The following is a 25526-nucleotide window of genomic DNA, read 5'->3' as shown; positions in this document are numbered from 1 at the left end:
TTTGGTGTTTCAATTTCGCCTTACTAAAAATTGCACGAAGAAGTGTAGATGCCTGCTGTATCTTAACAAGATCGGCGATAAATCTTCTCTTTACCTAAGGCATCATCTGCCATTTTATTGGCTTTCTCACCTATAGTTGACGACAAGAAATATTAAATCGTTCCTGCTAGGGCTGCTGCAAAATGTTTCAAGATTTACAGATTTTTGCACTTTTGCAGTAACTCACTGCTTAAAAATAACTTTGGCTAATAGAGAATAATAAAAGCACAATGCAGCATCATTACAGCTTCCAGGAAAATATGCAATTTATGTGTCCATACACTTACATATCAAACTAACAGTCCAAAAACAGGCAAATGTTGACTTTTTATTTGATTTTTTGATAGTTTCTGCTAAAAAAACTATATTTTTTTATATGTGTATTCTTTGGTAATTTACATTACCAAATTGAGATAACATTTGTAGACGCCCGATAGAAGCAACTGCGTGCTTGCTATACGCTGGAGGTACGTTTTGCGCCCAGCGAGGTCCAAAGTCATATTCATACAGCACATTGCAAGTAAATGAAGTACAACGTTGTTATCTAAAAGTCAGACATCAAGCCCTTTTTACTTCTGACTTCTGACTTCTGACTTCTGACTCCTGAATTCTGCTGTAAGTTCTGCGCACGTACCCTGTCGATGCTCAGCGTCTGGGACAGGAAAAGGGCTGGTTACATACTTACCAGGTATATGTATTAGCTAAAAAATATGTAAAAAATCCTAGACCAATTTACTGGTCTAGGATTTCTTCATTAATATTTATATATCGGGATGACAGGATTTGAACCTGCGGCATCCTGCTCCCAAAGCAGGCGCGCTACCAAGCTGCGCTACATCCCGATAACAGAAGCCAACTAACCTTTACTTGTTTATTACACTAATAGTGCTTGACTCACTTGTGTAATTTTTTGGATTAGCTTTCTAATCATACCACGCTTTTTACTTTTTGCCAACACCCTGCTTTATCAAGCTTTGTGTAGGATATACTCACCTACTGCAAGCAATTAACAACCACTTACCCGTTCTAATTGGAAGTGATGCCAATAAGGAATTACCGCTTTTCGCTCTATGGCAAACAGCGTCTTAATAGTCAAACCTTAAAATCCTAGCTGAGTTTGTGGTAAAAGCTACTGTGTTCATTTAAAAATTAATGAGGATACCAAAACATACCTTTGATGCCTTCTGGGTCGGACATGAAACCCAAAGTCCGGTAGAAGTCTACAACATGGGGGTCAGCAAAAAGAGTAACATTGCTAATTTCTTCACTCCTAAGCTTTTTGAGTACATATTTCATGAGAGCCTTACCCAGTCCTTTACCTTGAAATTCCGGATGAATTACCACGTCCCAAATTGTGGCATTAAAGGCATGATCTGACGTCGCACGGGCAAAACCAATAAGTCGCCTTTTGTTTCCTCGCACTTGCCACATAGAGGCTACGAGAAAACTATGCTCAATAGCTTTTTTCACTTTTCGCAGAGGACGACGCGACCAACCGACTGAATCACATAGTTCCTCTAGTTCATACAGGTCGATATCTCGCTCCGTACTAAAAACTATGCGAGTTTCCTGCTGATGAACTTCGCCAACACTATTAGAGTTTGAGTTACCAACAGTTTCCACTGCATACTCTTCTAAGGGTGTTGTTCTGGTTGTTGAGGTAGCTTCTGATGTACTAAACCAAGTTTTCCAAAAACCCATGCCAACGCGGTTCGGGTACTATAACTGAATTGGTTACTACTGAGAAGAGTGCTGATTCACGGATCACCGAACTACCGACCTTTTATCCCCCTTACACAGACAGTTTTTTGTGTTTTTGCGGGATTTTGAATGACAGTAGTCAGCAAGAGTGTGTCTCACACTAATCTCTTTCAACTTTAGCATTTTGTTGTAGAGCCAACGACAAATTAACTAAAACAGAAGTATTTGAACGTAAGCTTACCCCCGGCTCCCATCGCGGGGGCTTTCGCCACACCGCTCTTATTTAGAGCGAAGATTTTCAGTAGCCCTGAGAATTGTTGTTGGGAAGATGAGGGAGATGAGGGAGATGAGGGATGGGACAGCCAAGAGAAAATTTCTCCGTGTCTGGGTCTGAGCCAAGCTTTTCCTGCTTCCCCTACTGCCTGCCTGAACGGGGTACGATAGGAGTATGGCAACCATCGAAATCTTGGGCGTTCCACACGCATACGAGCTAACGGCTCCCACGGACTATCCTCACACCTTAGTTTTTATCCACGGATGGCTCAATAGCAGTGGATACTGGCAACCTGTGATTTCTCGGTTGTCAGATGATTTTCAGTGTCTTTCCTATGATTTGAGAGGTTTTGGAGAGTCGCAGTCTAGGTTAAAAACTGATTTTAGTCGAGAACAAACTTATTTCAGCTTAAGTGATAAATCTAGTCGTGCGGTTGTTAATCCCTTTGATTCTCCTTATACTCCGGCTGCCTATGCTCACGATTTAGCAGATCTCCTGCAACAATTAAACGTTAAGAGTGCTTGGTTGGTTGGTCACTCTTTAGGAGGCACGATCGCTCTTTGGGGTGCTGCTCAAATGCCTGAATCTGTCAAAGGTGTGATTTGTATTAACTCAGGTGGTGGAATTTATCTTAAAGAAGCGTTTGAGCAGTTTCGCTCGGCGGGTCAGCGGTTTTTGCAACTTCGCCCGAAATGGCTTAGCCAAGTGCCTCTGATTGATTTACTGTTTACCAGAGCGAGTGTAGCACGCCCCTTGGAGCGCAATTGGGCGCGTCAGCGGGTGATTGATTTTGTTGTTGCAGATCCAGAAGCAGCTTTGGGAGCACTGCTAGATTCTACAACAGAAGAAGAAATTAACCGCTTGCCTCAACTTGTTTCTCAACTCAAGCAACCGATTTATTTCCTTACTGGTGCGGAAGACAAGGTTATGGAACCCAAGTATGTGCGGCATTTAGCTAGCTTTCACCCTCTTTTCGGCTACTGTGGTGACAATGTTATCGAAATTCCTGATTGCGGGCACCTAGCCATGTTGGAACAGCCGGACGCGGTTGCTACTCACATCCGCTCTCTGATTGTGCAGTACTACAAAGCAGAGGAGATGGGGGAGATGAGGGAGATGAGGGAGATGAGGGAGTAATATTCTCCTCATTCCTGTGATCACCCTTGATACAACTGCATAACTTGGGTTAACGCTAGCCTAGACTGAACGCTGAGGGTGAGAGGAGAGGTATGACCTCTGTTGAGATGGTCAGCAGCAGCAGCGCCAATCATCGCAGCATTATCGGTGCAAAATTTTAGGGGGGGGAATAACACGCGTAGGTTGTGAGTTTCTGCTGTGCGTTGTAACTGTTGTCTTAAACCACTGTTAGCTGCTACACCCCCACCAACAGCAATCGTGGAAAGACCGTAGTCTTGGGCACAAGCGATCGCCCTTTTGGTGAGCGAGCGTACTACAGTTTCCTGAAAACTAGCCGCTACATCTGCCGTTGGCAAAGACTGCCCATCTTTTTCAAACTGCTGCACTAACCGCAGTACCGCTGTTTTTAACCCACTAAAACTGGCATCATACCGATGATATCCACCACCTGGTAAGGAGATTTTGCCTTCTGGTAAGGTAAACGCTTGGGGATTTCCCTCGAGTGCTAGCCTGTCAATTGCTGGTCCGCCGGGATAGCCCAAATGCAACAAACGTGCCACTTTATCAAACGCTTCACCAGCAGCATCATCACGAGTTTCGCCCAAAGTCTCGTACACACCACAATCCTTGACGTAAATCAAGCTTGTGTGTCCACCGGAAACCAGTAAGCTAAGGAAAGGAGGCTCTAACGTTGGCTCACTCAAATAAGTTGCGTAAATGTGACCTTCGAGGTGATGAACTCCCAAAAATGGCTTGTTGTGTACCATTGCTAAGGTTTTGGCGGCAGTTAAGCCGACCAACAGCGCCCCAACCAGTCCTGGAGCACAAGTTGCCGCAATCCCATCAATGTTGCTCCAGTCTAGTTGTGCCTGTTCCAAGGCTTGGGCGATCGCCTCATTTATGATTTCTAGATGCTGGCGCGATGCGACTTCCGGCACCACTCCACCATACTGCTGATGCACTGGAATTTGCGAGGCAATAATACTTGAACAAACTTCACGATTGTTAACAATCGCCACGGCGGTTTCATCACAGCTAGTTTCAATTGCCAAAACGGTTGCCATTGCTAAAAAAATGCTAAGTTCTGAGTTTTGATAGAGAGAGTGTTGAGTCAACCGTGGTAAGTTCTGAGTCAGAAGAATCTGGAATTGGTTTTGAACCAAAAAACTACGTGAAAAACAGAAAAATTTTGACTCAAGACTCACCACTTATGGCTCGGCGCTCCCAAAGATTTGTTTGAGAAGCTTTAACTTTTATTTACTTCAACTTTACTCGGTTCACGGGCAAGAGATATGATGACTTGCTAGTTATGCAAATCAGAATTGTACAAGCCGCCTCGTTTTGTACAAAAAACTTTTTGTTTCGTAATAAAAGGAAACAATTCCATGCGACGCTTGTTTGCTTTGATTTTAACGATTTGTGTTTGGTTCAACTTTGCCCCACCTGCTCAAGCGCAGACTCCAGGGACAGGTCTTGTGCCTTGCAGCGAATCTCCTGCCTTCCTAGAACGGGTACAAGCTGCCCGTGCTACTAACTTTGACCCTGCTTCCGGGGAAAAACGATTTGAGCGTTATTCTCAGCAATTGTGCGGTCCCGAAGGTTTACCTCATCTGATCGTGGATGGTCGTCTCAGCCATGTTGGTGACTTCACGATTCCTGGCATTCTGTTCCTCTATATCGCCGGTTGGATTGGTTGGGTAGGTCGCACCTATCTCCAAACAAACAAAAAAGAAGGCGGTGATGTCGAATGGAGAGAAGTCAAGATTGATGTGGCAAAGGCACTGCCAATTATGCTGTCAGGCTTTACTTGGCCTGTAGCCGCCCTGAGAGAATTGCTGTCGGGTGAATTAACAGCCAAGGATGAAGAAATCCCCATTTCCCCACGCTAGTAAGGATTTTAAGATTGGAAGTGAGTTAGTGGTTAGTGATACTTTTTGATAACTAACAACTAACAACTAACAATTCACAATCCACAATCATCTCATTGAAGTAACTTATTTAGGAGAATGATTCATGGCGCAAAATCAGCCAAATTATTTCGTTCAATATCTTTCCCTGGCACCGGTCTTGTTGTTTGCCAATTTGATTGTGACTGCGGTTATTTTGATCGTATTTAACTACTTCTTCCCAGACCTTCTTTTCCATCCATTACCGTAGATTCTTCATAAAAGTTAGGAGTTAGAAATTATGAATTATGAATGATGAGTTATAAATCTATAATTCATCGTTGATATTTCATAGTTTCCAACTCCTGACTGAAAACTTATAAGTTATAACTTTTAACTTGACTTCGATAAGTCGTAAAAATAGTGCGTTCAAACGAGTCATACTGGACACACGATGCCAAATTGTAAATATTTCAAAACATATAAAATAGCTAAATTAATTTTTATAAACTTCAAGAGCAACAATGAAATTTAGCTACCAGTAACAATTATTATTAATTTGAAAATCATGCCACAATTCCATCTAGAGGAAAACAGAAAATATGGCAGATATAGCAACAGCAGTAGATGCATCAAAAAATCGCCCCAGCGACGCTAGAAATCGCGAAGTTGTTTTTCCTGAAGGGCGCGACCCACAACGCGGTAATCTGGAAACACCAATTAATGCTTCACCCCTAGTCAAGTGGTACATTAATGCCTTACCCGCCTATCGCCCAGGGCATACTCCTTTCAGACGAGGGCTAGAAATTGGTATGGCTCATGGTTACTGGCTTTTTGGTCCTTTTGCCAAATTGGGTCCCCTGCGCGATACGGCTAATGCCAATTTAGCTGGATTACTGGCAACTTTGAGCTTTGTTGTCATTTTGACGGGTTGCCTATCTCTATATGGCAATAGCAATCCCCCTCAACCACACGTTACTGTCACTACACCCAACCCTCCAGATGCTTTTAGATCCAAAGAAGGTTGGAACGGCTTTGCCAGTGCTTTCTTAATCGGTGGTGTTGGTGGTGCGGTAGTCGCTTACTTTTTAACTAGCAATTGGGGTTTAATTCAAAATCTGTTTGGTTAAAAGTCACCTGAAGGATGAAGTGTGGAGACCCCTAACGGGATTTGACAATGGTAGGGTAGTACTAAGTGAAGTGTTGAGTATTTCAGCCTCGCTCCTTCATCCTTAAGACTTTATTTGGTTATGAGTCCTTAGTCATAAGTTATTAGACATTGGACAGATGATAGAAAATAAAGGACGCAAAGAAAAGGTTGACATAACTTTTTCTTGGCGTCCTTTACTTGTTCTTTTAGCTTTGACAAGAGAATACCGAGAGAGCTTTACCCCTGTCAAATGGTAGAATAGATGTAGCTGGTCGAGACGCAGTAAACTTTGCCTGACCGTCAACACCCCTTTCTCGCGGCTTGGGGCTTCTAGCCTCAAACTTTTAGGATTAGTTGACCCGACTCAGTACCTTGGTACTACGTTATTGGTAAGCGTTTAAGTTCCTACCTACGGATGCGTGATGCCAGTCTGTAGCTCTAGAAATCAAGGATTAAACAGCTTTAGAGGGTTAAGCCAGTGTCTTTGATAAAGTACCGACCAATAACATTGTCTAGGCTCACATTACCCCGAAAGGGAGGCTCTACGGGGAGCAACACCGTTATGCGTACAGGGTGAACGATTCGAGATGGTAATTGTCAAGCTCGAAAGTACAGTACAAGAGTACACCGATTCAAGTAACCCCAAGGCGGTAATGGTTCATAAATATAAAGCCGTCCTAGAAGGACGGGGTTTCAGACCCAAATTTTCGATGAAAATTGGAAGATTAGACGCTCTACACTCTGGATGCAGTTATAGCTAATGCAAGCAAGTCGCAAGCAAAAGTAGTGTATTAACGATAGCCAACCTTTTGAGGAAAAAGAAAGTAGGCTAGATATTTCCTAGACCTACAGAGTAGAGGCAATTTGCATTGCCTAGCGAGTAGGAGTATTATCAAGAACACACCTACTAAGATAGCGAGTGCCTTCTCAAAGAATGATCGTGGCTGTCATCCCTTGGAGTGTCAACCAAAGATAGCCGCTTCGATTGTATTTAGAGCAGTTTCAAAATCGTCATTCACGATTTTCAGATCAAATTCATCAGCGGCACTTATTTCTTCTTCAGCGCGGTGTAGGCGACGAGCGATCGCCTCTTCTGAATCTTGGGCGCGACCACGTATCCGTTTCTCTAATTCATTCATAGAAGGCGGCAAAATGAAAATGCTGAAGGCGCTAGGATAAGAAGCACGAATTTGTCGTGCCCCTTTTAGCTCAATTTCCAGCACAACGCACTTGCCAGAGCGAACTTGGTTAATGACGGCTTCCCGAGGAGTACCGTAATAGTTACCAGCAAATTCTGCCCACTCCAGTAATTCGCCAGCAGCCACCAATTGTTCAAACTCTCTACGGCTTACGAAGTAATAATCTTTGCCGTCAATTTCCCCTGGGCGAGGAGAACGAGTCGTCACGGATACAGAATAATGCAGTTCTGGATGACGCTGTAGGAGCGATCGCATTAAAGTGCCTTTGCCAACTCCACTCGGACCTGTCAAAATAATCAGCTTGCCCACAGGTGGGCATTCTTTAGTAGTAGCAGCACTTTTGGTAGATATAACTTGCATTATCCGCTCTTCGGAGTGAATTAATCAGTAGATAGTATTTACTAGCCATGAGTCAGATGACTCTTGACTAAAAAACTTTTGTAGTCTGGGTGACATAAAACCAGTTTAATTCACATCGTACTGCTGGTATAGTGCAAACAAAAGTGGGGGTATCAACCTACCTTGAGTCAATTATCCACAGCTTGATGATGATCGCGCGTAATGACAAAGCGATTCGCTACCGTTTCTGGCTGAATCGCCGAAAGAATAACGTGACTGGAATCAGTGATAATGACAGCCCTAGTGCGGCGACCGTAAGTTGCGTCGATCAGCTGACCGCGATCGCGTGCATCGGTAATGATCCGCTTAATTGGGGCAGACTCTGGACTGACAATGGCAACGACTCGGTTGGCAGACACGATGTTGCCAAAGCCGATGTTGATTAACTGAATGTCCATAAAAAACTGACGCTAAACGCGGTGTGAGAAGCTTTGAAAGAATTATTTTCCATGTTATCCACAAAAAATAGGAGTTACAACGCTTATATTCACGCCTGTCCTCGTTTTTAACTAACAAATGCTTTTTTTAGCAATTTATTAGCCAACTTTCTTGAAAATATACCCAAAGGTATAGGTAAACAAAAGGATAGTCAAGCAAAAAACTTGACATAAAATACTAAAAAAATACTCAATAGTCCAATCATTCAACTGTCGCGCTTGACTCGTATGGGCATACAACAACCCCTACCAACAATCTGTATTACACCCAATTGAGAACGGCTATAGAAGCGCATGAGCTTATTGAGTGTTTCTCACCAAAAAAGAACTCATTCGCTACTAACTCATTCGCTACTAATATTAAACGCGCTACAAGCTTGATAAATTAAGAGTTCTGGCGAGCGAGTATTGGTCAGAAGCCCCCGGATTTCTTCGGTGTGTTGCCTGAGTTTATGAGCAATTTCAGGTGGGACTTGTAAATAGTATTTTTCTATAGTCTGTGGATACTTGGTTGAGGTTTTCCCCAACAAAGTACGATCGCGATACGGTACTTCCGAAATGACCGTATATGTCAAACCTTCAGATAATTCCACATGCGATTGCCCTTTAGGGTACTGCGCTCCGCGCAATCGCAAAGAGCCTTCTGTATCCACAGCAATCATCGGTGTCGGGAAGTAAATTTCCTTGGGATAAGCCAAAGCTGGAATCAAGTTTGGCAAATCCGACACAACTGTGTATGTTTGTACTATTTTTTGACTCTTCCCAAAGATAGGTGCTAAACTAAGGAAGATTTGGTATCACCAAGGCGAACGCTTCAGGGTTTGCACCTGCTCGTTACGTGAAATTTCCCATCCTTGATCGGTGTAGCGGTCAAACGCCAGCATCCGCCAAAAACCCGCGCTTTGCGAGCGCACTCGCATAACGACTTTGGGTTTCATCACACCTCGGAGGTTTTGGTTCATGGAGCTATTGAAGCCGTAATAAAAATTATCATTCAATAGCCCTGGTTCACCAGTTTGGTTTCCTTCTCCTGTATTAGTGTTACCACTGCCTTGATTTTTGCCATGACCTTGACGGGCATAACCGGGATTGATGATCCTGCGTCCTGTAAAATCTCTTTGAATGTTTATCGGAGAACTTACTGGAAACATTCGCACCTGATATGCAGGAAACCGGGGCAAAACAGCAAAAATCCCCAGTCTCAATACCACAATCAGGGTAAAAAGTAAAAAGTAAGAAGTAAAAAAATTTGAAGGTAATTTTTGATTTTTATCTTGTTCCCAAGCAAAGCCTGAGAACAATTTTAACGGCTGCAAGCCGAGCCGTGAACGGTACTCTAGAACGAGGGTTGGTAGAGCGATCCCTAAAAATAATAGCAGCACTGGGGCAAATGCTAAAGTTTGCGAGAGGGTAGCGGCAACACCCAGCAGAATCAACCCGATGACAATTGAGTATCCCAAGTCTTTGCGGCGAGGCATATCAAAACTGTGAAATACTTGGAGTTGAATTAATAACTCCGCTAATGCCAGCCGCGTATCATTTAACTCGCCAAACAATCGCCCAAAAAAAGCCCCCAGTGCTGCTAACATTCCTATGGCGATACAGAACTTAACCGAGACATTGTAATTGTGGCGATGGTAGTAACTCCAAATCGCGCCCACCATTGAAAGCGGTACCGACCAAAGACTGAATTGAGTCTCAGCAGCAGTATCCGTCGCCACAATTCCGACAATGACCAACGCTAGCACGAGCACCCGCAAGGCAATTGAATTTTCCACTTCCATTAACGGCGAATCCTGCATATTTTGCCGCCAGAAAACACTTGCAGGTAGACGCCAACGTATCCTGGATCTGTTAAACATCGCAAAGGAGAAAGCAGTCTATGGGTATTTTAGTCAAGCGATGATATGGACGCCACAGACACAAAGTGAGTCGGTGAAACCGAACTCGTAAGTCTCTTCCTCATAGCAGCTTTCTGTAGACGCCCTAATGACCGCTTGTTTAAAAATGGGGTATTTTTCCTTTCCCAGGATATTCATTTTATATCAATGGCATTTATCAATGTGGATTGCTAGCGATGGCAAGATTTATTTACATTGTGGGAACAATCACAAACAAAAGTGGTTTTTGGTCTATTTCTTTTAACTCAACTTCCAGGGTATAAGTTTGGTTCGGTTGCGTGTCGTGTAATTCTACACTCAAGCATCCTGGACTCGACGAATCGGCGATCGCTTGCGAGGCATCTCCCTGGAGCTTCACAATCGCTTTAGAGGGCAACTCACTTTGAACTTTTAGCTTCGTCACTTGACCTTGAGTTTGGTATTCTACCTTGAGAGTAAGAACACCTGCACTCGTTAGCCATTGCCTTTCTACCACTGGATTGGTAGCTGAAATAGGCAGAGTCAGATTTTCTAGCAGCTGTTTTGCCGCCAGCAATGACAGCGCCATCTGTTGAGGGGGCTGTAAATCTGGGTACTCACTTTCTAGATTCGGCATTGTTTCTACATCCACAGAACGAGAGGGAGTTCTTAGCACCAATCCGGCTAAGTCGTTCAGTGCCTGAGAATCCTCAGGAAATAAGCTCTCCACAGCAGCAACAAGTTTTGCCCCTAACGGCAGTGAAGAGGCAACGAGCGCTTGACACTTCTCCAGTAATTGCTGGAAAACTCTTTCCGGCAGTGGAATCGGCAGATTCAGCTTGGATTGCTGCGCCGCCCAGCCCCATACCGGAACTAATTCAATCGATGGATTGTCAAGACACTCGGGATACTCTGTAAGTTGTGCTTCCCAAGGAAATAGCGGTGGATGATTTTGAATTTGACTTTGTAACCGACGTTTAAGGACGGCTTGAAAACGTTCTTGCACAGTTGGAATTTCTCCCAGTCGAAAGGTTGGGGGTATAGATTTTAACTCAAAAGCGCCACCGTTTAGGGCGGCGACGATTTCACTAAAATTTTCTACCCCTTCATTTTCCTCACACTCAACCAAGTTTGGCTCGCCTGTTTGGGCATATTCTGCCAGCAACCAAGCGAGTAACTGGTTTTGTAAGGATTCTGAGTCACTATTCATGAGTAGATGCACCCGATCCGGACACTAAGGAGTTACGAATTTCCCAAGCTTGTTCCAGAATTTTAAACCACCGTTTTTGTAATTGTGCCATTGATAACCCTAAAGTTTTGGCAATTTTTTCATCCGGATGACCTTCTTGTTTCAACTGTAATAGAGACCGTTGTTTCTCGTCCAGCCCAGCTGTATACACTTCCCATTGTTGAGGAGTCAAGCCCAAATTTGTGTGTAAATCTGCTTCCAACCACTCGTGAACCAACTCCCAGCGATGTAATAAGGCAAACCGGATGAGATGGTATTTAAACCGCTGCTGCAAATAATCTCGCTGGCGAGGAGTTAACCCCAAAATCGATTCTATTTCCTGCGCTGACAAATCTTGGAGACGGAGGGCGAAGTAATCAGCACAGTCTGATTGTTGCCGCTCTTCTAGATAATTCATCAGTTCAGTAACGACGACAGAGCGTAAGGTATCTTCTTGGGGTTCTGGCTCTGGTTGTGTTGCCATTGCACTTCGCAATTGCTGCACAGCTGGATCTTCCCAAGAGCCATCGGCTTCGTTACCACTACCTTCTGCCGCCTGTTCTATGTCTACGCAAGTTTCCGGGGGTTGTTGTTGGGAGAATGTTTGCGCTCGGAGAATAATGAGCTGTTGTTGACGCCCAGGTAAGGGAATTCGGCGCTTGGCATAACGTTCTGTAAATGCCATGTATTCTGCTAATTCTAAAAGAGTTTTGGGACTATAGGTAGGACCCAGTTGGTTCTCCCGTCGGCAGGCGTTTAATGCCTCTAGGTAAAAACTTTGCAGAAAATCTTCAATGACGACGAGCCGTCCTTGATAGCTCAATTGTCTTTGAGGAGGATTGATGTAGCGATAGATAATCGCACTCAAAGTACTGTGTAATTCTATTCTGCCTCGATTGGAACCTAACTCGTAATACCTGAGACATTGTTGCAACCGATGTCGGGCTAGGCTGATTGCAGAACTTTCGACTGCACCGGTCGCTTGGATGCGCTTGCTTTCATTGCAAATTCTATAAACTTCGGCAGCAATTCGTGTTGCCACATCGCGGCAATTTTGCTCCGATGCTTTGGTTGATTGCTGAAGCTCCTTGAAAAGGAGTTGAAATATCGCCTCTACGCCGATAGAACTTACTCCCTGAATTGTTGTGGTTGCGGCTGAATTCATAGTCCAGTGTTTAGAAAGACCCTAACATACTTAAGTACCACCTGATAACACTGTGGGTATTGGGTCAAGATTTTGCCTACAAGTCAAACGCGCCTAAATTGTGTGTTTAAGATTAGGCTGAATTTATGATTCCTGAATTTCGTTTGATTGTTTGCTCTTGATGGATGTTATTGCCTCTACCCAGTCATTAGTTTACAGGTCATTATGGATTTACAAGCACAAATTCAATTGCTGATCGACAATGCACCCCAAGATGGTGTTATACCGCAACTTGTGACAGCAATCGCTCCCGTCCTTAGCGCGATCGCCCAGAAATTACGCCATTCCCAGTACTATATTCTCCAAAATATGGAACAAAGCTGGGTTTTGACTACATTGAGCGATCGCGCGAATCCACCGTTGGAAAAGCGCGTAATTTATGCTTTTCCTACAATACAGGATGTCCCACTCAGATCATCTGCTGGGCTTGACCCTCAATTGGTAGCTGCACCCATCCCTGTGACTCATATTTTGTTCCAATTGGTAGCAATGGAACCCGTAGATAGTATAGTTTTTTTTGAAACTCCTCGCACTAATACTGACTCAATCGAAGTCCGACGAGCCGACCTGCAAAACTTAATACAACAGCAGTTGCAGCAAAACCGACCAAAAAGAGAAATTCCTCCGGATATTGCATGAACTGATCACCTATGAGGGATTGCTGATGGGGGATTAAGAATTATTACTTAATCCTTCATCACTGGTTCTTGTACCCTAAAAAAGCCTACTGAGGACGTAATCACTTATCTTAATCAAGCAAGCGCGAGATTCAGAAGGTGGCAGATGCGTAATATGCTCCACAGCGAGCTTCGCATGATGAGCGGCTAACTCTTTTGCCCGCTCAATACTTTGACTGTCATGTATCAAGGATATGGCTTGCTCTAAGTCTCCTTCCTGGGCAAACTCTCTTTCTATCAGAACTTCCAAGTATTTTTTTTCTTCTAAAGCAAATAAAACTGGTGCGGTTAGATTACCACTTTTTAAATCCGATCCTGCTGGCTTACCTAAAATTTCTACCGAACCTGTGAAATCTAAAATATCATCTATAATTTGGTATGCTAAACCAAGATGACGCCCGTAGCTATACAAATGTTCGGCTGTTTCTGGAGAAACTTCGCTGAGTAACCCGGCTGCTTTAGAGCTATTGGCAATTAAAGAGGCAGTTTTGTAATAACTCTTATTGAGGTAAGTCTCAATTGAGATGCTCGCATCGAAGCGGTTCAATCCCTGCTGTATCTCCCCAGACGCCAAATCCATAATTACCTCCGACAGCAGTTTTACCACCTGCAAATTGTCCAAATTGGCTAAATACCAAGAAGATTGAGCAAAGAGAAAATCTCCTGCCAATATCGCTATTCTGTTGCCAAACAAACTGTGAACTGTGGGAACGCCGCGCCGCATCTCGGATTCATCTACCACATCGTCATGCACTAAGCTTGCCGTGTGAATCATTTCCGTAATCTCAGCTAAGCGTCGATGACGGGGCGTAATTTCTTGTTCGAGCATTGTCGCCCGCGAGATCAGGAGGACGATCGCCGGTCTTATGCGTTTTCCCCCAGATCCAAATAGGTGTTCGGCTGCTGCACAAAGGATAGGGTGACCATTTCCTACTAGCTGTGTCAAGTTGTCTGCTAGTATTTGCAGGTCGGCTTCCACAGGGGAAAAAAGGGAGGTGGCTGGGGTCATGGATGGGCAGACTCTGGCTTTATTTACGAAATTTTACATATCCTATAATCATTTTAAGATAACCCAGTGCCAGCGCAAAGTTTTCATAAAGCATTCAGCATGAGTTTTCTTTCTTAATCACGCCTAAGCGAATTTGTTGCCCCAAAAACCTCCAAGACGCAAAATTTTAGGTTTTGCCTGAAGATAGACACGCATTGGATAACTTCCCCCACGAGTCATCACATCAGCTTTTTAGCAACTTTAGTAGCCTTCTACTTCCTCCACTTGCAGTAGTCTTAACAAAACTTTGAGATCAATTATCTTGTTCTCTAACTTGAGAAAAAGATACTTGGGCTTGTTTAAGTATATTTATGGGGACATATCATCTTTTTAATACTTATACTGAAGAAAGCAATTAGCCTGATGCAGTAGACAAAAGCTCTATGTCTTAACAAAAACTTCATTTTTGCCTGTCAACTGTTTAAGTAAAGCTGAAAACAAACATTGAAAAACCTCTTACCTCTTACTCATCACCTATGACACATACTTATTTTCCTTTAGAGAATAATTTGGGCAAATCTTGTATAACGTACTCTAGAAAATTTCAAATTTAGCAGAAAAATTGGCTGAAAACTCAGGGTCGTTGTGTTACGCTAAAGTCAAGGGATTTAAAATTTTTGAGATATTCACCCCCAGAAAAAAATAACCATTCGGTATTTTTATTTATCTGGTGTTGTGGCTCTGAATAGACTATCGTGACCTGCGACCAAAAGAGTTATCTTATTGGTCACAGTTGCGGTATGCGAACCTCTAAGGTTAAAACTATGCGCTACCCGTAAGGGAAAAAGCTGCACTTTTTAGCGTAGCGAGAGCGCATACCTTGTACTACAAGGTAAAGTGTTTGCGGAAAAATGCAGACTAGGTAGACAGCTTCAGCAGGAGTTCAAAATTGCTGTTTGGTAATTTGACTGCTGTTGTAGGCATAGTTTGCAAGAAAAACTAAATACAAGCGAGTTTAACGTTTAACTGGGAGAGATAGAACTCTACCAAACATTTTGCAATGCAAAAAACAGGTACCAACAATAAGTTTGTGTAGCTGTGGTTCTGCTATGTTATTCGATTTTATATTCCTTAGACAGAAGTGCTGGCAGAAAAAATGATTTACGGAAAGATACCTATGATGATTTTTATATTAGCTTCTGGTTATTTGTTAGCAGTTTATTTACTATTAGCACTAGCAAAGCGAACCGGGAAAAAAACCACTCCTAAGGGTGCTTCTTTGGCTTCACAAGGAAAGCGCAAGCAGGAGGTTACAGTAACGCCGAAGGTGAGTGAAGCAACAAGCCTTCATTAGTCCATAGTCATTAGTTATGAGTCATTAGTAAAAGTCTTTGTACTAATGACTCATAACTGCTCACTGTGTACTATAAAGTGCCGTATTTGTCAACTGCACTGCCTCAACTGTTGGATTATAACCGAGCCACAGTACAGAGGACTGAGCAAATTGTTGCGGGCAACCACTGACGGCGAAGCGAGTTGGCATAGGTGAGTGAGTATTTCTCAGGTTCAAGATGTCTAAATCTTGGACACAAGCAGCAGCAACATATTCTGCTGGGTCAACAAGCTTCACGTGTGAGGGGAGAAGCGATCGCACTACGGGTGCCAGGTGAGGATAGTGAGTACAGCCATAGACTAAAGTATCTATTTCCTGCTGTAACAATCGCTCCAGATATGACCGTGCCACTTGTAGCGTGTAGGAGTCATGAATGCGATTTTGCTCAATGAGCGGCACAAACTCTGGGCAACTCACTTGCCAAACTTGGACTTCGGGATTTATCTCTAGGATAGCACGGCGATAGGCATTGCTTTTAGCAGTTGCGGGAGTCGCTATCACACCAATGCGCTTTCCACTCTCAACTGCTGCCCTTGCCCCTGGCAGGATAATATCGAGGATTGGTAAAGAAAATTCCTCACGCACCGCCTCTAGCGCCAGTGCCGAACTCGTGTTACAAGCCATCACAACCATTTTTACACGTTGTTGTTGCAACCAAGCAAGGATTTCCCGCATAAATTGTATAATCTCAGCTTGCGAGCGAATTCCATAAGGAAGTCGAGCTGTATCCCCAAAGTAAATAATTGATTCATTTGGGAGTTGACGATAGAGTTGGCGCAGTACTGTTAAACCACCTACACCACTGTCAAAAATGCCAATTGGGGCACGTTGAGGTGCTTGAGAAAAATCGTAAAGATCGCCTTCAAAGATAGAAGATGGAAACACAGGCAGATAGTGATTTAAGTTTTTGGATTTGAAGATACAGGATGGTCGCGATTATTAGTTGTGAGTTCTTCACTACTAACAGTTTCACACCCTTCAGGTATGCCAAGGGAAGAGCGTCACAGTGTTAACAAAGACGCTAAGCGCGTTGGCATAGCCTATTTGCAGGACGTACGGTGAACGCTACTTGCGGGATTCGGGGGAACTTCCAAGAACGCAGTGGTTCACCATTCACTACAAACCAGAGCAGTTATGTAGGAACTTGTACTACATTGTTATCTTTGTTTTAAGTATAATAGTATACCATTAGCAATTGCCTCTGCCATGCGATTCTGGTATTCTGGGCTTCCCAGCCTAGGATTATCCTCCTGACCACTCATATAACCTGTTTCTACTAAAATCGAGGGCATAGAACTTTTTCTGAGAACGTAGAATCTTGCTTTGCGCACTCCTCGGTCTCTCAGGGTAGGGATACTTTGGAGAATGGTACTGTGGACGACACGAGCCAGACCTAAACCGCTGTCATAATAATAGGTTTCCAACCCATTCACGTCCGGGCGACCACCAACAGAATTAGCGTGAATGCTGACAAACAAATTAGCATTTGCTTGGTCTGCCATATCTACCCGTCCCTGAAGTCCCACAAAATAGTCAGAATTGCGGGTTAGCATCACTTGTACGCCATTTTGCTGTAAAATATTTGCTATTCTTATGCCAATAGGCAAAACCACATCTTTTTCCAACAGTCCACCCAAACCAGGAGCGCCAGAGTCTTTACCACCGTGTCCCGGGTCAATCATAACGACAACTCGTCCATTCGGCACCGGGGGGCGTAGCAGTGGCTGCGGTAGGGGCAGAGGATTATTTGTCATTGGCGGTAATGGTCGTGGGTTTGCTCTTGGTAAGGGAGGTAAACCAACGCGGGGAGTTAACGGAGAAAACGAGCGTCGTAATTCCAAAGACAAAAGTTGACCGGTCAGTTGGTTGAGTTGCCCAATTTGCACGCCGGATGCTGGTTGGATGTAGACGACAACAGTACGAGGGTCTTGTTGTTGCAGGCGTACGCGCAGCACAGGGCTACTAGCATCAAAATTTGGACCTCTAACAGCACCAGCCAACTTAGCATTAGGAATGGTGATGCGGAACATACCAGAAGTTCTATCCCAACCACCATTAAATGCAGACAGAGGTTGGTCGCCTTTAATCAGCAGTTGCGTCCCAGAAGCAGTCAAGTCCACAGACTCAATTGTAGATAGTGAGCCGCTGGCTGGTAAATTTACGTTGGAGTTCTGGGGGTTTATACTTCTAGGTATGTCTGAATTAGGAAGAGAATTACTAGTATTTCTAGACAAATTCCTCGTATCACCATTGGGCAAAACTACCAAACCGCCAAAACTGCTCATGCTGGCTTGCCAGTCGGGGCTATTTTTGTCTACCCACAACGTCATGCGAACACCAGGTCTTGTTCTGAGTTGAGTGAATTCAACTCGTTTTATACCATACTTATTAACTCGTAGATTCTGCTGCGATAAACGGGGTGACAGAGCTGCACCAATGATATCGATGTTAATAGCAGTTTTGTCACTGCTGCGAAATGTCTGAACTTCAGGATTTCCTCCATTTATACGGACAAACAAACCGTCACCTGTAACGCGTAGGTTCTCAATTTGAGCCAATCCTTGAGCATTGCTAATAATTGTTTCTTTTTGAGTTTGTCCTTCAATAGTATTGACAACTGTGTTCTTATTTGCTACAGAGTCAGTATTGACAGCTGTGTCTTTATTCCCTGTGGAGTTAGAGCCAGGTCTCACCACACTGTAAACATTGAAAGAATTATTGGAAGAAGTATTGGAAGAATTATTGGAAGAAGATGGAGCGACTTGTTCAGCTTGTGGCTTTGGTAATTGTACCATCCAGCGGCTGGCAGTTCTGCCTTCAAATTTCACTTCCTTAGGGTCGAGGGTATAACCTGGACTGAGTTCGATGACTATACGAGTTGTTTGTCCGTCAAATTGACCGACACGGACAGTGCGAATTGCACCACCAGCCACTGGTTGAACAAACGGCGGACGTCCATAGTCAGTTCCTGGCAAATCAATAACCAATCGCGTCGGGTTGAACATGAGTTGTGCCTGGGGCTGAACCGAACCTTCTGTATTGATTTCCAATCGATTGAGATTGGCATCAAAACGCCAAGATTCCAGTTTCGCTGCTTGAGCCGGCGACGACAACATGAAGATTGCAGTAGTTGCAACAGTACCAGGTAATAACCAGTTTATTTTCACAGTGTTTTCTCCTGATTCGTATTGATGAGAGCCGTTATGATTTGAGAAGCACCCAGAACTCAGAACGAGAGAATTCCTCCAAGGTAGATACCGGAGGATTCTGTAACGATAGCGTAAGCAAACAAACGCTTCCTTCTTCTATCGAAGACGTGCTGCAGGTAGACCCAAAGAGATTTCCCCCGCCCTGGAAACAACGGATGATTCTGAATTCTAAGTTGGTCAACGTTTCGGTAAATCCTCACACTGTCACCGCTCAGAGCTAAGCTGTAAAAAAGTTGTTAGCTCGTATATAGATGTTAATAGCCCTCAAGCGTGGCATGAGCCTCTGATTTTTGTATGCTTTTATGGCATAGAAAATGGAGTTTATATGCGCATTAGATTACACCAATATAAAAATAATAGAGCAGTCAATCTTGGTCATTTCTACTTAACTCCGTCAGAATTCTATATTAAGTTGTGTGATTCTTAGATATCTTAGAGGGTATGAACTGATGTGGTAAAGAGAGCATATTGTTTGGAGTATAATCTTGGGCACAGCCTGATGCTCCAAAGGTGCCACCCAAAGGGCGATTGTCCATATGCCTACTGACCTTTGGTCAATTGCGCCAACAAATTAACTAATTATGTCAAAGATTATACTTTTTTTTAACAAAAAGTGTTGTTTCCAGGTAGCCAGAGTTTGGCTGTAAGCGTCTAGAAGCATACGAATACAATGCCTTGCGCCTGTACACGGGTAAGGGTGTAAGAGAACTAAAAAAGTGTTCTCCTACACCCTGTACTAACGATGACAAAAATAAAGACCGGAATCTAAGTTCCGGTAAAAGAGCTATTAGCTGAACCACGAAAACCAAACATCACGCTCGGCGTAAACGCCTTGTGCCGCCCTTGATTGTTTGTAAGACAGCATGGCTGAAACACTCGGCTGTGCTTCGTATTTCATCCTCAAGGGTTTTCGGGCTGGCGTCCTTATAAACTTGCATAGTTAAAAGCTAAAGGTCGTCAAGAGTTAAGAGTCAAAACACAAAGATGTACAGACGCGACGCCAGCGTTGCACGAGGGAGACCCTCCTGCAACGCTGGCTCGCCATGGCGCGTCTCTACAATGACTCCTGGATTGTTGAGAACTCTGATGAAAAAAGCGAAAAAAGCGTTGCGAGGTTTTGATTCGCGCTTCTATTTTTCAAGACAGGGCAATTGCTGACGGGTGTCTGCTTATGATGGCATCTCAATTGTTTTATTTTTGCTTTAAGTACTGGATGACACCACGAGCGATCGCCTCTGCCATTTGATTTTGATACAGTTTGTTTGGCAGTTTACTGGCGTCCTCTCGGCCAGTTAAATAGCCTGCCTCCACTAAAATTGCCGGCATAGAATTTTTTCTGAGAACGTAGAATCTGGCTTTACGCACGCCACGGTCTTTAACATTCACACTCCGGAGAATGCTGTTATGAACGATACGAGCGAGACCCAGACCATTGTCATAATAATAGGTTTCTAAACCACTCACCTCCGGACGATCTGCTCCTGCTGAGTTAGCGTGGACGCTGACAAACACATCAGCATTGGTGCGCTCTGCTATGTCAACCCGTCCTTGCAGGGTCACGAAATAGTCAGAATCGCGAGTTAGCACTGCTTGCAGCCCATTTTGCTGCAAAATTTCTGCCACCCTTTTGCCAATTGGCAAAATAATATCTTTCTCTCGAATTCCTCCAATACCAAGTGCTCCAGAGTCTTTACCACCATGTCCTGGATCAACGACGATAACGACTTTTCCCTTAACACGGGGATTACGGGCTGGCGGCTTGCTGGCTGTCGTTCTTGATGGCAAAGGTTGCGGGTTTGGTCGTGGTATGGCGGGTAAAGCAATTGAGGGTGTCATAGAACGAGTACGTTCTAATCCTAAAGACAAAAGCTGACCGCTGAGTTGATTGATTTGCCCGATTCGTACATTTGGCGCTGGTTGGACGTAGACAACAACAGTACGGGAGTCTTGTTGTTGTAGACGTACGCGCAGCACAGGGCTACTAGCATCAAAATTTGGACCTTTGACGGCACTAGCCAATTTAGCATTGGGAATCGTGATGCGGTATAGACCAGATGATTTATCCCAAGCAGTCTTAGCAGGTGATAGACGTTGGTCTCCTCTAATAAGCAGTTGCGTACCACCAGCAGCTAACTCTACAGACCCAATTGTGGAGATTTCGTTACTTGTTGGTACTTCTATAGCAGCGTTGGCAACATTGTCTGATGAGGTGTCAGAATAATCGTTTTTGGGCAAGTTACTTGCATAACGATTCGGTAGAACAACCAAACCACTAGAACTACCAGAACTGCTTGTGCTGATGCGCCAGTCAGGGGTATCTTTGTCTACCCGCAGTGTCATCCGGACAGCAGGTGGTGTCTTTTGCAGTTGATTAAATTCAACACGGTTGACACCATGCTTATTTATAGAGCGATCGCGATCGCCAAAATTGGGTGACAAAGTGGCACCAGGAATGTCAATGAAGATGGTCTTGCGATCCCGGCTGCGAATGATCTGAGTTTGAGGATTTCCACCATTGGTGCGGACAAAAAAACCGTCTCCTGTGACTTGTACGCTCTCCACTTGAATCGTTCTTTCTGCGATGACAACAGCTTTAGAAAACTCAGGTTTTTTCTCAGTTTCAGAGTCTATTGTGACTACGCTATAAGCATTTCTTGGAGAAGAGATGACAACTTCCTCAGCTTGTCTTGCTGGGGTTTTTGTTCCTGAAGATGGGGGACTTGAGGCGACTTCCTCAGCTTGTGTTGCTGAGGTTTTTGTTCCTGGAGATGGGGGGCTTGAGGCAACTCCCTCAGCTTGTGGCGTTGGTAATTGTACCGTCCAGCGACTGGCAGTTTTCCCTTCAAACTTCACCTGCTTCGGGTCGAGGGTATAACCTGGACTCAGTTCGACGACTATACGAGTTGTTTGTGGGTCAAATTGACCAACACGAACAGAGCGAATTGCACCGCCTACTGACTGCGTCAACTGCGGACGCCCAAAATCAGTTCCTGGCAGATCAATAACCAATCGCGTGGGGTTGAAGACGAGTTGCGCCTGGGGTTGAACCGAACCTTGAGTGTTGATTTCCAATCGGTTTTGATTGGCATCAAAACGCCAGGATTGCAGTTTCGCTGCTTGAGCAGGCGACGATACCATCAAGAAACTAGTCGTTACAAAAGTACCAGGTAGTAACCAGTGGGTTTTCACAGTGTTTTCTCCTGATTCGTATTTATTAGAGCCGTCATGATTGGAGAAGCACCCAAAACATAAAACCCAGAACGAGAGTTATCAGTTATCAGTTATCAGTTATCAGTTATCAGTTATTGAATCACTGTGTACTGTTTACTGCAGCTGGTATTGGGTTGAGTTCTGAGTTCTTTGTTGGTCAAAGTTTCGGTAAATCCTCACACTATCACCGCCCACACTTTAGCTTTGGTGCCACAAGCATCATTTTCTGCTCTAATAAAGACACTGTTATAGTGGTTATTTTTTGGATACAATCCGACTTGGGCGATAGGAAAGCGTACCATTTACCTAATACTTATTAAAGTTTTACCATTAAGGGTAGATGTTGTTCTGTATTAATCCTTATCAGGAACTTAAATGACTTAGTGGGGTCAAATTTTAGCACGTTGCTAATAGTCTTTCATGCCGTTCTGGCATTTCAGATTTTTAGATCTTGGATCTTAGATTGTAAATTGTATGTTGACTCATGAGTTGCCGATTTTTTGGGAATTTCACGAGTTTTCCTCAATCTAAAATTTAAAATCTCAAAGCATTAGTCAATTCCAGCAAATGCATGAATAAAGTCTAGAAGAGAAGAATGAGGGAAAAATAGTTTGTACTTAACTTCATACTTCACTTTTTTGTCTTCAGTTCATACTTCATATTACCCTTGCAGAAAGCTGCCCTCCGGAGGACGCTTTCGTGTAGAGGTTTATTCCTTTTGGAAAGTGTTTGTGGCGTCTACACACTTCATCCTTCACAAAGGGATTTTTTGTGTTGTGTGATTTTTGGTAGTTAATGCACCAATTGATAATGCTGCTACTGTTTCCTGATGTGGTATTAACTTATGGGTGCACCTGTTTAATTGCTAGACAAATATCCAAGGTTGGATGGGTGAGCGAGGAGGAAGATAGAACAAAAATAACATTCCCAATGTTGATTGTGTTTAAAGAAAACTCCTGAAAATTTTAATTTTACGGGACGAAGATTTAGAGATAAAAGTTTCCATTAGTCATAGAAAAGTTACAAATTATTTATATTGGCAATTGATGAGAACGCAGTACAGGTCTAAGTACAGATGCTGTAAATATTGCGTCTCTACTCTAGTAGTTTGTGAGATCAAGTTTGCCTCGTATGTAGTAAGCACTTAGGCTGCTTTAATACAGCGCTTAAGCGCTCACTACATACCCCTTAAACAAAGCAGTGGCACACCACTAAACTTTTATTTAGTGTCCTGAGAATCAGGTGATTCCATGACCAAGGATTTTCCGGAAGAATCCTCTAAAATCAGTTGCTCTGTTGCTGTAGCTGGCGTTTCTGGTTCTGGGAATACGAACCGCAAAAGGGGAGGCGCGAGAAAGGTTGTTAGGATGACCATCATAATAATTGCCGCCTCCAAAGGTTTTGAGAGAATGCCAATCGAGGAGCCGATGCCAAGAAACACCAATCCTACCTCGCCTCTGGGAATCATTCCTACACCAATTGCCAAGCGGTTGATTTGAGGTTGACCAAACACACTAAAGCCAGTGACGAGTTTACCAGCGATCGCAACGACGATCAGGAAAATCGCCATCACCAAACCTTCCCGGTTGCTAGGAATTGCTGGGTTTAAAACTCCTAAATCAGTTTTTGCGCCAACAGTCACAAAGAAAATCGGCACTAGCATATCAGCAATAGGGATAACTTGCTTTTGCAGTTCTACACGCTCATCTGTTTCGTCTAAGACTAAACCAGCGGCAAAAGAACCTAAAATTGCCTCTAATTGAATGGTGGCAGCAAAGTATGCCATTACAAAGGCAAAGATGAATGCTGGTATCACTAATCCACCACGAGTTTTTAGCTTGCTTGCAATTGCTACAAAAGTCTTACTGAAGATATTTCCAAGGACAATTGCGCCCAACAGGAAACTACTGGCGCTAATGATCAAATAAATGACTTTACTTACATCCACTGAGCCTTCTTTTGCAAGACTTGCTACCACCGCCAAAACGATAATTCCCAGTACATCGTCAATAACAGCAGCGCCCAGAATGATTTGCCCTTCTTTTGAATTGAGACGCCCGAGTTCTGACAAAACCTTGGAAGTGATACCAATACTTGTAGCAGTCAAAGCGGCACCTGCAAAAATCGCTGGTACAGCTGGAATGCCAAACAAAGTCATCAACCCGACTGTACCAGCAGTAAAGGGTACCACCACCCCTACCACTGCTACCACAAGTGCTTGGGTACCAACAGCTATCAAGTCTTTGATGTTTGATTCCAAACCAATTTCAAATAGCAGAATGATCACTCCCAGTTCTGACAAAACCGAAATCACCTCAGACTGCGCTGTAAAAACAGCATCAGTGGCGTCTGGAGTGAGACCAGCAGTGGTTTGAAGGAAGGTCATGATGAGAGAGCTAGAACTATCTCCCCCGCCTTCAGGAAAGACCAACAGATGTAGGACAGAGATGCCTACCACTACACCACCGACTAATTCCCCCAAGACTGGCGGTAAACCAAAGCGGCTTAATAATTCCCCACCTACCTTGCTAGCGAGGTAAATGACGACTATACTGAGCAGCACCGCTGCCAGTATCAGTGAACTATCTGCTGTTTCTGTTGCGGTTGCCAACAAAGGTAATGAGAAGGTTATTGTATCTAAGTGCATCGGTTATTTTGGAAAACCCTTCTCTTTGAATTTACAGGTTTGTTGAAAGCAACTATCATAAACGCGCTATAGAAAGCATTGATAAATTAACTCATGCCGCTTGTTAATTGCAGAAGACGCTGCCAATGAGGCTCTGATACTGGTACTACAGATAGTCTTGTCAGGCGCACTAAGTCAAAACCTTCAAAATTTCCGTCCTGCTTAATTTGGGTCAGGGTTATCGGCTCTTGTACTCTTCGTACGGCTCGCACCTGGACAACAACCCGTTTGGCATCATCCAATTTTGGGTCGGGGTAAGGTTGACTGACGACCTGGGCTACACCTATGACTCGCCGCTGTTTGCCTGTGTGATAAATAAGCGCCAAATCACCAATTTCCATCGTCCGCAGATGCTTGAGAGCTAATGAATTGCTAACTCCTTCCCAAACTGTAGTGCCATCTCGTTCTAAATCGCAGTAGGAATACTCTTCTGGTTCTGTCTTTAGCAGCCAGTATGCCACAAATATTCTCCTTCAATTGTTTACGGTTAACAGTTGACGGTTAACTGTCAATAGTAAACAGTCAACGGTTAGCCAATAGCTATTCTTTAGTTTCTTTCTTTAGTTTCTAAAAATGTAACTGCTCTGACTATTGACTATAGTCATGTCAAAGTAAAAACATATCTTCTGTATGGACGCAGTGTTCTTAACTGTGTCTTTAGGGAAGAGCTAGGGAGTGTGAGTTGTGAGTTGTGTGTTGTTAGCGATGAGTGGTTAGTGAGCCACTGCGCCCTTGGGAGTTCCCCCGAGTGTGCAAAGTGGCTCACCTGAAGGGTTGTTGGTGACAGGTAACCGCTCTTGACTTCCCACGACTTAACCTAATCTCTATCAATTAATCATTTTTAGAGGAG

General features: G+C 43.8%; 19 protein-coding genes, 1 tRNA gene and 1 pseudogene. 6 read left to right on the top strand and 15 right to left on the bottom strand.

Features of this window, described 5'->3' with window-relative positions; genetic code table 11:
* Nucleotides 1–807: 807 nt before the first annotated feature.
* Nucleotides 808–881 (bottom strand) — tRNA-Pro (locus V5G28_RS30910).
* A 307-nt stretch (nucleotides 882–1188) separates the two neighbouring features.
* Complete coding sequence (locus tag V5G28_RS30905) at nucleotides 1189–1740, bottom strand: GNAT family N-acetyltransferase (RefSeq protein WP_096566008.1); 552 nt, start codon at nucleotides 1738–1740, stop codon at nucleotides 1189–1191.
* 448 nt (nucleotides 1741–2188) lie between these two features.
* Here V5G28_RS30905 and V5G28_RS30900 point away from each other — a divergent pair, with 448 nt between their 5' ends.
* A complete protein-coding gene (locus V5G28_RS30900; RefSeq protein ID WP_332987199.1) occupies nucleotides 2189–3151 on the top strand; it encodes an alpha/beta fold hydrolase in 963 nt (320 codons plus the stop codon).
* Between the two features lie 20 nt (nucleotides 3152–3171).
* On the opposite strand, the gene tsaD is transcribed toward V5G28_RS30900, so the two are convergent.
* The gene (gene tsaD, locus V5G28_RS30895; RefSeq protein WP_332987264.1) at nucleotides 3172–4215 is read right to left on the bottom strand and encodes a tRNA (adenosine(37)-N6)-threonylcarbamoyltransferase complex transferase subunit TsaD; all 1044 of its coding nucleotides are present in this window, start codon (nucleotides 4213–4215) and stop codon (nucleotides 3172–3174) included.
* Between the two features lie 321 nt (nucleotides 4216–4536).
* Here tsaD and V5G28_RS30890 point away from each other — a divergent pair, with 321 nt between their 5' ends.
* From V5G28_RS30890 to V5G28_RS30880, 3 genes are all read left to right on the top strand, one after another.
* Entirely contained in the window at nucleotides 4537–5040 is a 504-nt protein-coding gene (locus V5G28_RS30890; protein ID WP_332987198.1) for a Photosystem I reaction center subunit III, read from the top strand.
* A 124-nt stretch (nucleotides 5041–5164) separates the two neighbouring features.
* Nucleotides 5165–5308, top strand: coding sequence for a Photosystem I reaction center subunit IX (locus V5G28_RS30885; protein ID WP_332987197.1), 144 nt, complete (start codon nucleotides 5165–5167; stop codon nucleotides 5306–5308).
* Nucleotides 5309–5648: 340 nt separating this feature from the next.
* A complete protein-coding gene (locus V5G28_RS30880; protein ID WP_096571231.1) occupies nucleotides 5649–6167 on the top strand; it encodes a photosystem I reaction center subunit XI in 519 nt (172 codons plus the stop codon).
* 982 nt (nucleotides 6168–7149) lie between these two features.
* Here V5G28_RS30880 and gmk read toward each other — a convergent pair.
* The 5 genes and pseudogenes from gmk to hetZ form a co-directional block, all read right to left on the bottom strand.
* Nucleotides 7150–7749 (bottom strand): guanylate kinase, encoded by a 600-nt coding sequence (gene gmk, locus V5G28_RS30875; RefSeq protein WP_332987263.1) that lies wholly within the window; start codon nucleotides 7747–7749, stop codon nucleotides 7150–7152.
* 164 nt (nucleotides 7750–7913) lie between these two features.
* Entirely contained in the window at nucleotides 7914–8183 is a 270-nt protein-coding gene (gene remA, locus V5G28_RS30870; RefSeq protein ID WP_017319267.1) for an extracellular matrix/biofilm regulator RemA, read from the bottom strand.
* A gap of 464 nt (nucleotides 8184–8647) precedes the next feature.
* A pseudogene (locus V5G28_RS30865) lies at nucleotides 8648–10084 on the bottom strand (DUF3488 domain-containing protein); the annotation flags it as partial.
* Between the two features lie 229 nt (nucleotides 10085–10313).
* Complete coding sequence (locus V5G28_RS30860; RefSeq protein ID WP_332987196.1) at nucleotides 10314–11291, bottom strand: PatU; 978 nt, start codon at nucleotides 11289–11291, stop codon at nucleotides 10314–10316.
* Nucleotides 11284–12474, bottom strand: a complete 1191-nt coding sequence (gene hetZ / locus V5G28_RS30855; RefSeq protein ID WP_332987195.1) for a heterocyst differentiation protein HetZ — start codon at nucleotides 12472–12474, stop codon at nucleotides 11284–11286. The genes V5G28_RS30860 and hetZ overlap by 8 nt, the downstream gene beginning before the upstream one ends.
* A 204-nt stretch (nucleotides 12475–12678) precedes the next feature.
* On the opposite strand from hetZ, the gene V5G28_RS30850 reads away from it, so the two are divergent.
* Nucleotides 12679–13152, top strand: a complete 474-nt coding sequence (locus V5G28_RS30850; RefSeq protein ID WP_332987194.1) for a hypothetical protein — start codon at nucleotides 12679–12681, stop codon at nucleotides 13150–13152.
* Nucleotides 13153–13227: 75 nt separating this feature from the next.
* Here the strand turns inward: V5G28_RS30850 and sds are convergent, their stop codons facing one another.
* Nucleotides 13228–14199, bottom strand: coding sequence for a solanesyl diphosphate synthase (gene sds / locus V5G28_RS30845; RefSeq protein WP_332987193.1), 972 nt, complete (start codon nucleotides 14197–14199; stop codon nucleotides 13228–13230).
* Between the two features lie 1135 nt (nucleotides 14200–15334).
* On the opposite strand from sds, the gene V5G28_RS30840 reads away from it, so the two are divergent.
* Nucleotides 15335–15532 carry a hypothetical protein gene (locus V5G28_RS30840; RefSeq protein WP_096565990.1) on the top strand — a complete coding sequence of 66 codons (198 nt, stop codon included), beginning with the start codon at nucleotides 15335–15337 and terminating at the stop codon, nucleotides 15530–15532.
* A gap of 60 nt (nucleotides 15533–15592) precedes the next feature.
* On the opposite strand, the gene murI is transcribed toward V5G28_RS30840, so the two are convergent.
* The 6 genes from murI to V5G28_RS30810 all read right to left on the bottom strand — a co-directional run bounded on the left by murI (nucleotide 15593) and on the right by V5G28_RS30810 (nucleotide 25137).
* Complete coding sequence (gene murI / locus V5G28_RS30835) at nucleotides 15593–16456, bottom strand: glutamate racemase (RefSeq protein WP_332987192.1); 864 nt, start codon at nucleotides 16454–16456, stop codon at nucleotides 15593–15595.
* A 272-nt stretch (nucleotides 16457–16728) separates the two neighbouring features.
* Nucleotides 16729–18738, bottom strand: a complete 2010-nt coding sequence (locus V5G28_RS30830) for an N-acetylmuramoyl-L-alanine amidase (RefSeq protein WP_332987191.1) — start codon at nucleotides 18736–18738, stop codon at nucleotides 16729–16731.
* A gap of 1233 nt (nucleotides 18739–19971) precedes the next feature.
* On the bottom strand, nucleotides 19972–21969 hold the full coding sequence (locus V5G28_RS30825; RefSeq protein ID WP_332987189.1) for an N-acetylmuramoyl-L-alanine amidase: 1998 nt from the start codon (nucleotides 21967–21969) through the stop codon (nucleotides 19972–19974).
* Nucleotides 21970–22166: 197 nt separating this feature from the next.
* On the bottom strand, nucleotides 22167–22292 hold the full coding sequence (locus tag V5G28_RS30820; protein WP_272937151.1) for a hypothetical protein: 126 nt from the start codon (nucleotides 22290–22292) through the stop codon (nucleotides 22167–22169).
* 917 nt (nucleotides 22293–23209) lie between these two features.
* Nucleotides 23210–24637: a cation:proton antiporter gene (locus V5G28_RS30815; RefSeq protein WP_332987188.1), complete on the bottom strand. Its 1428-nt coding sequence runs from the start codon at nucleotides 24635–24637 to the stop codon at nucleotides 23210–23212.
* Between the two features lie 86 nt (nucleotides 24638–24723).
* Nucleotides 24724–25137 carry an EVE domain-containing protein gene (locus tag V5G28_RS30810; protein WP_332987187.1) on the bottom strand — a complete coding sequence of 138 codons (414 nt, stop codon included), beginning with the start codon at nucleotides 25135–25137 and terminating at the stop codon, nucleotides 24724–24726.
* Nucleotides 25138–25526: the final 389 nt, after the last annotated feature.

The sequence above is a fragment of the Scytonema sp. PRP1 genome (assembly GCF_036697665.2).
Lineage (GTDB): Bacteria > Cyanobacteriota > Cyanobacteriia > Cyanobacteriales > Nostocaceae > Kalymmatonema > Kalymmatonema gypsitolerans.
This window is presented reverse-complemented; position numbering and strand designations above follow the sequence as displayed.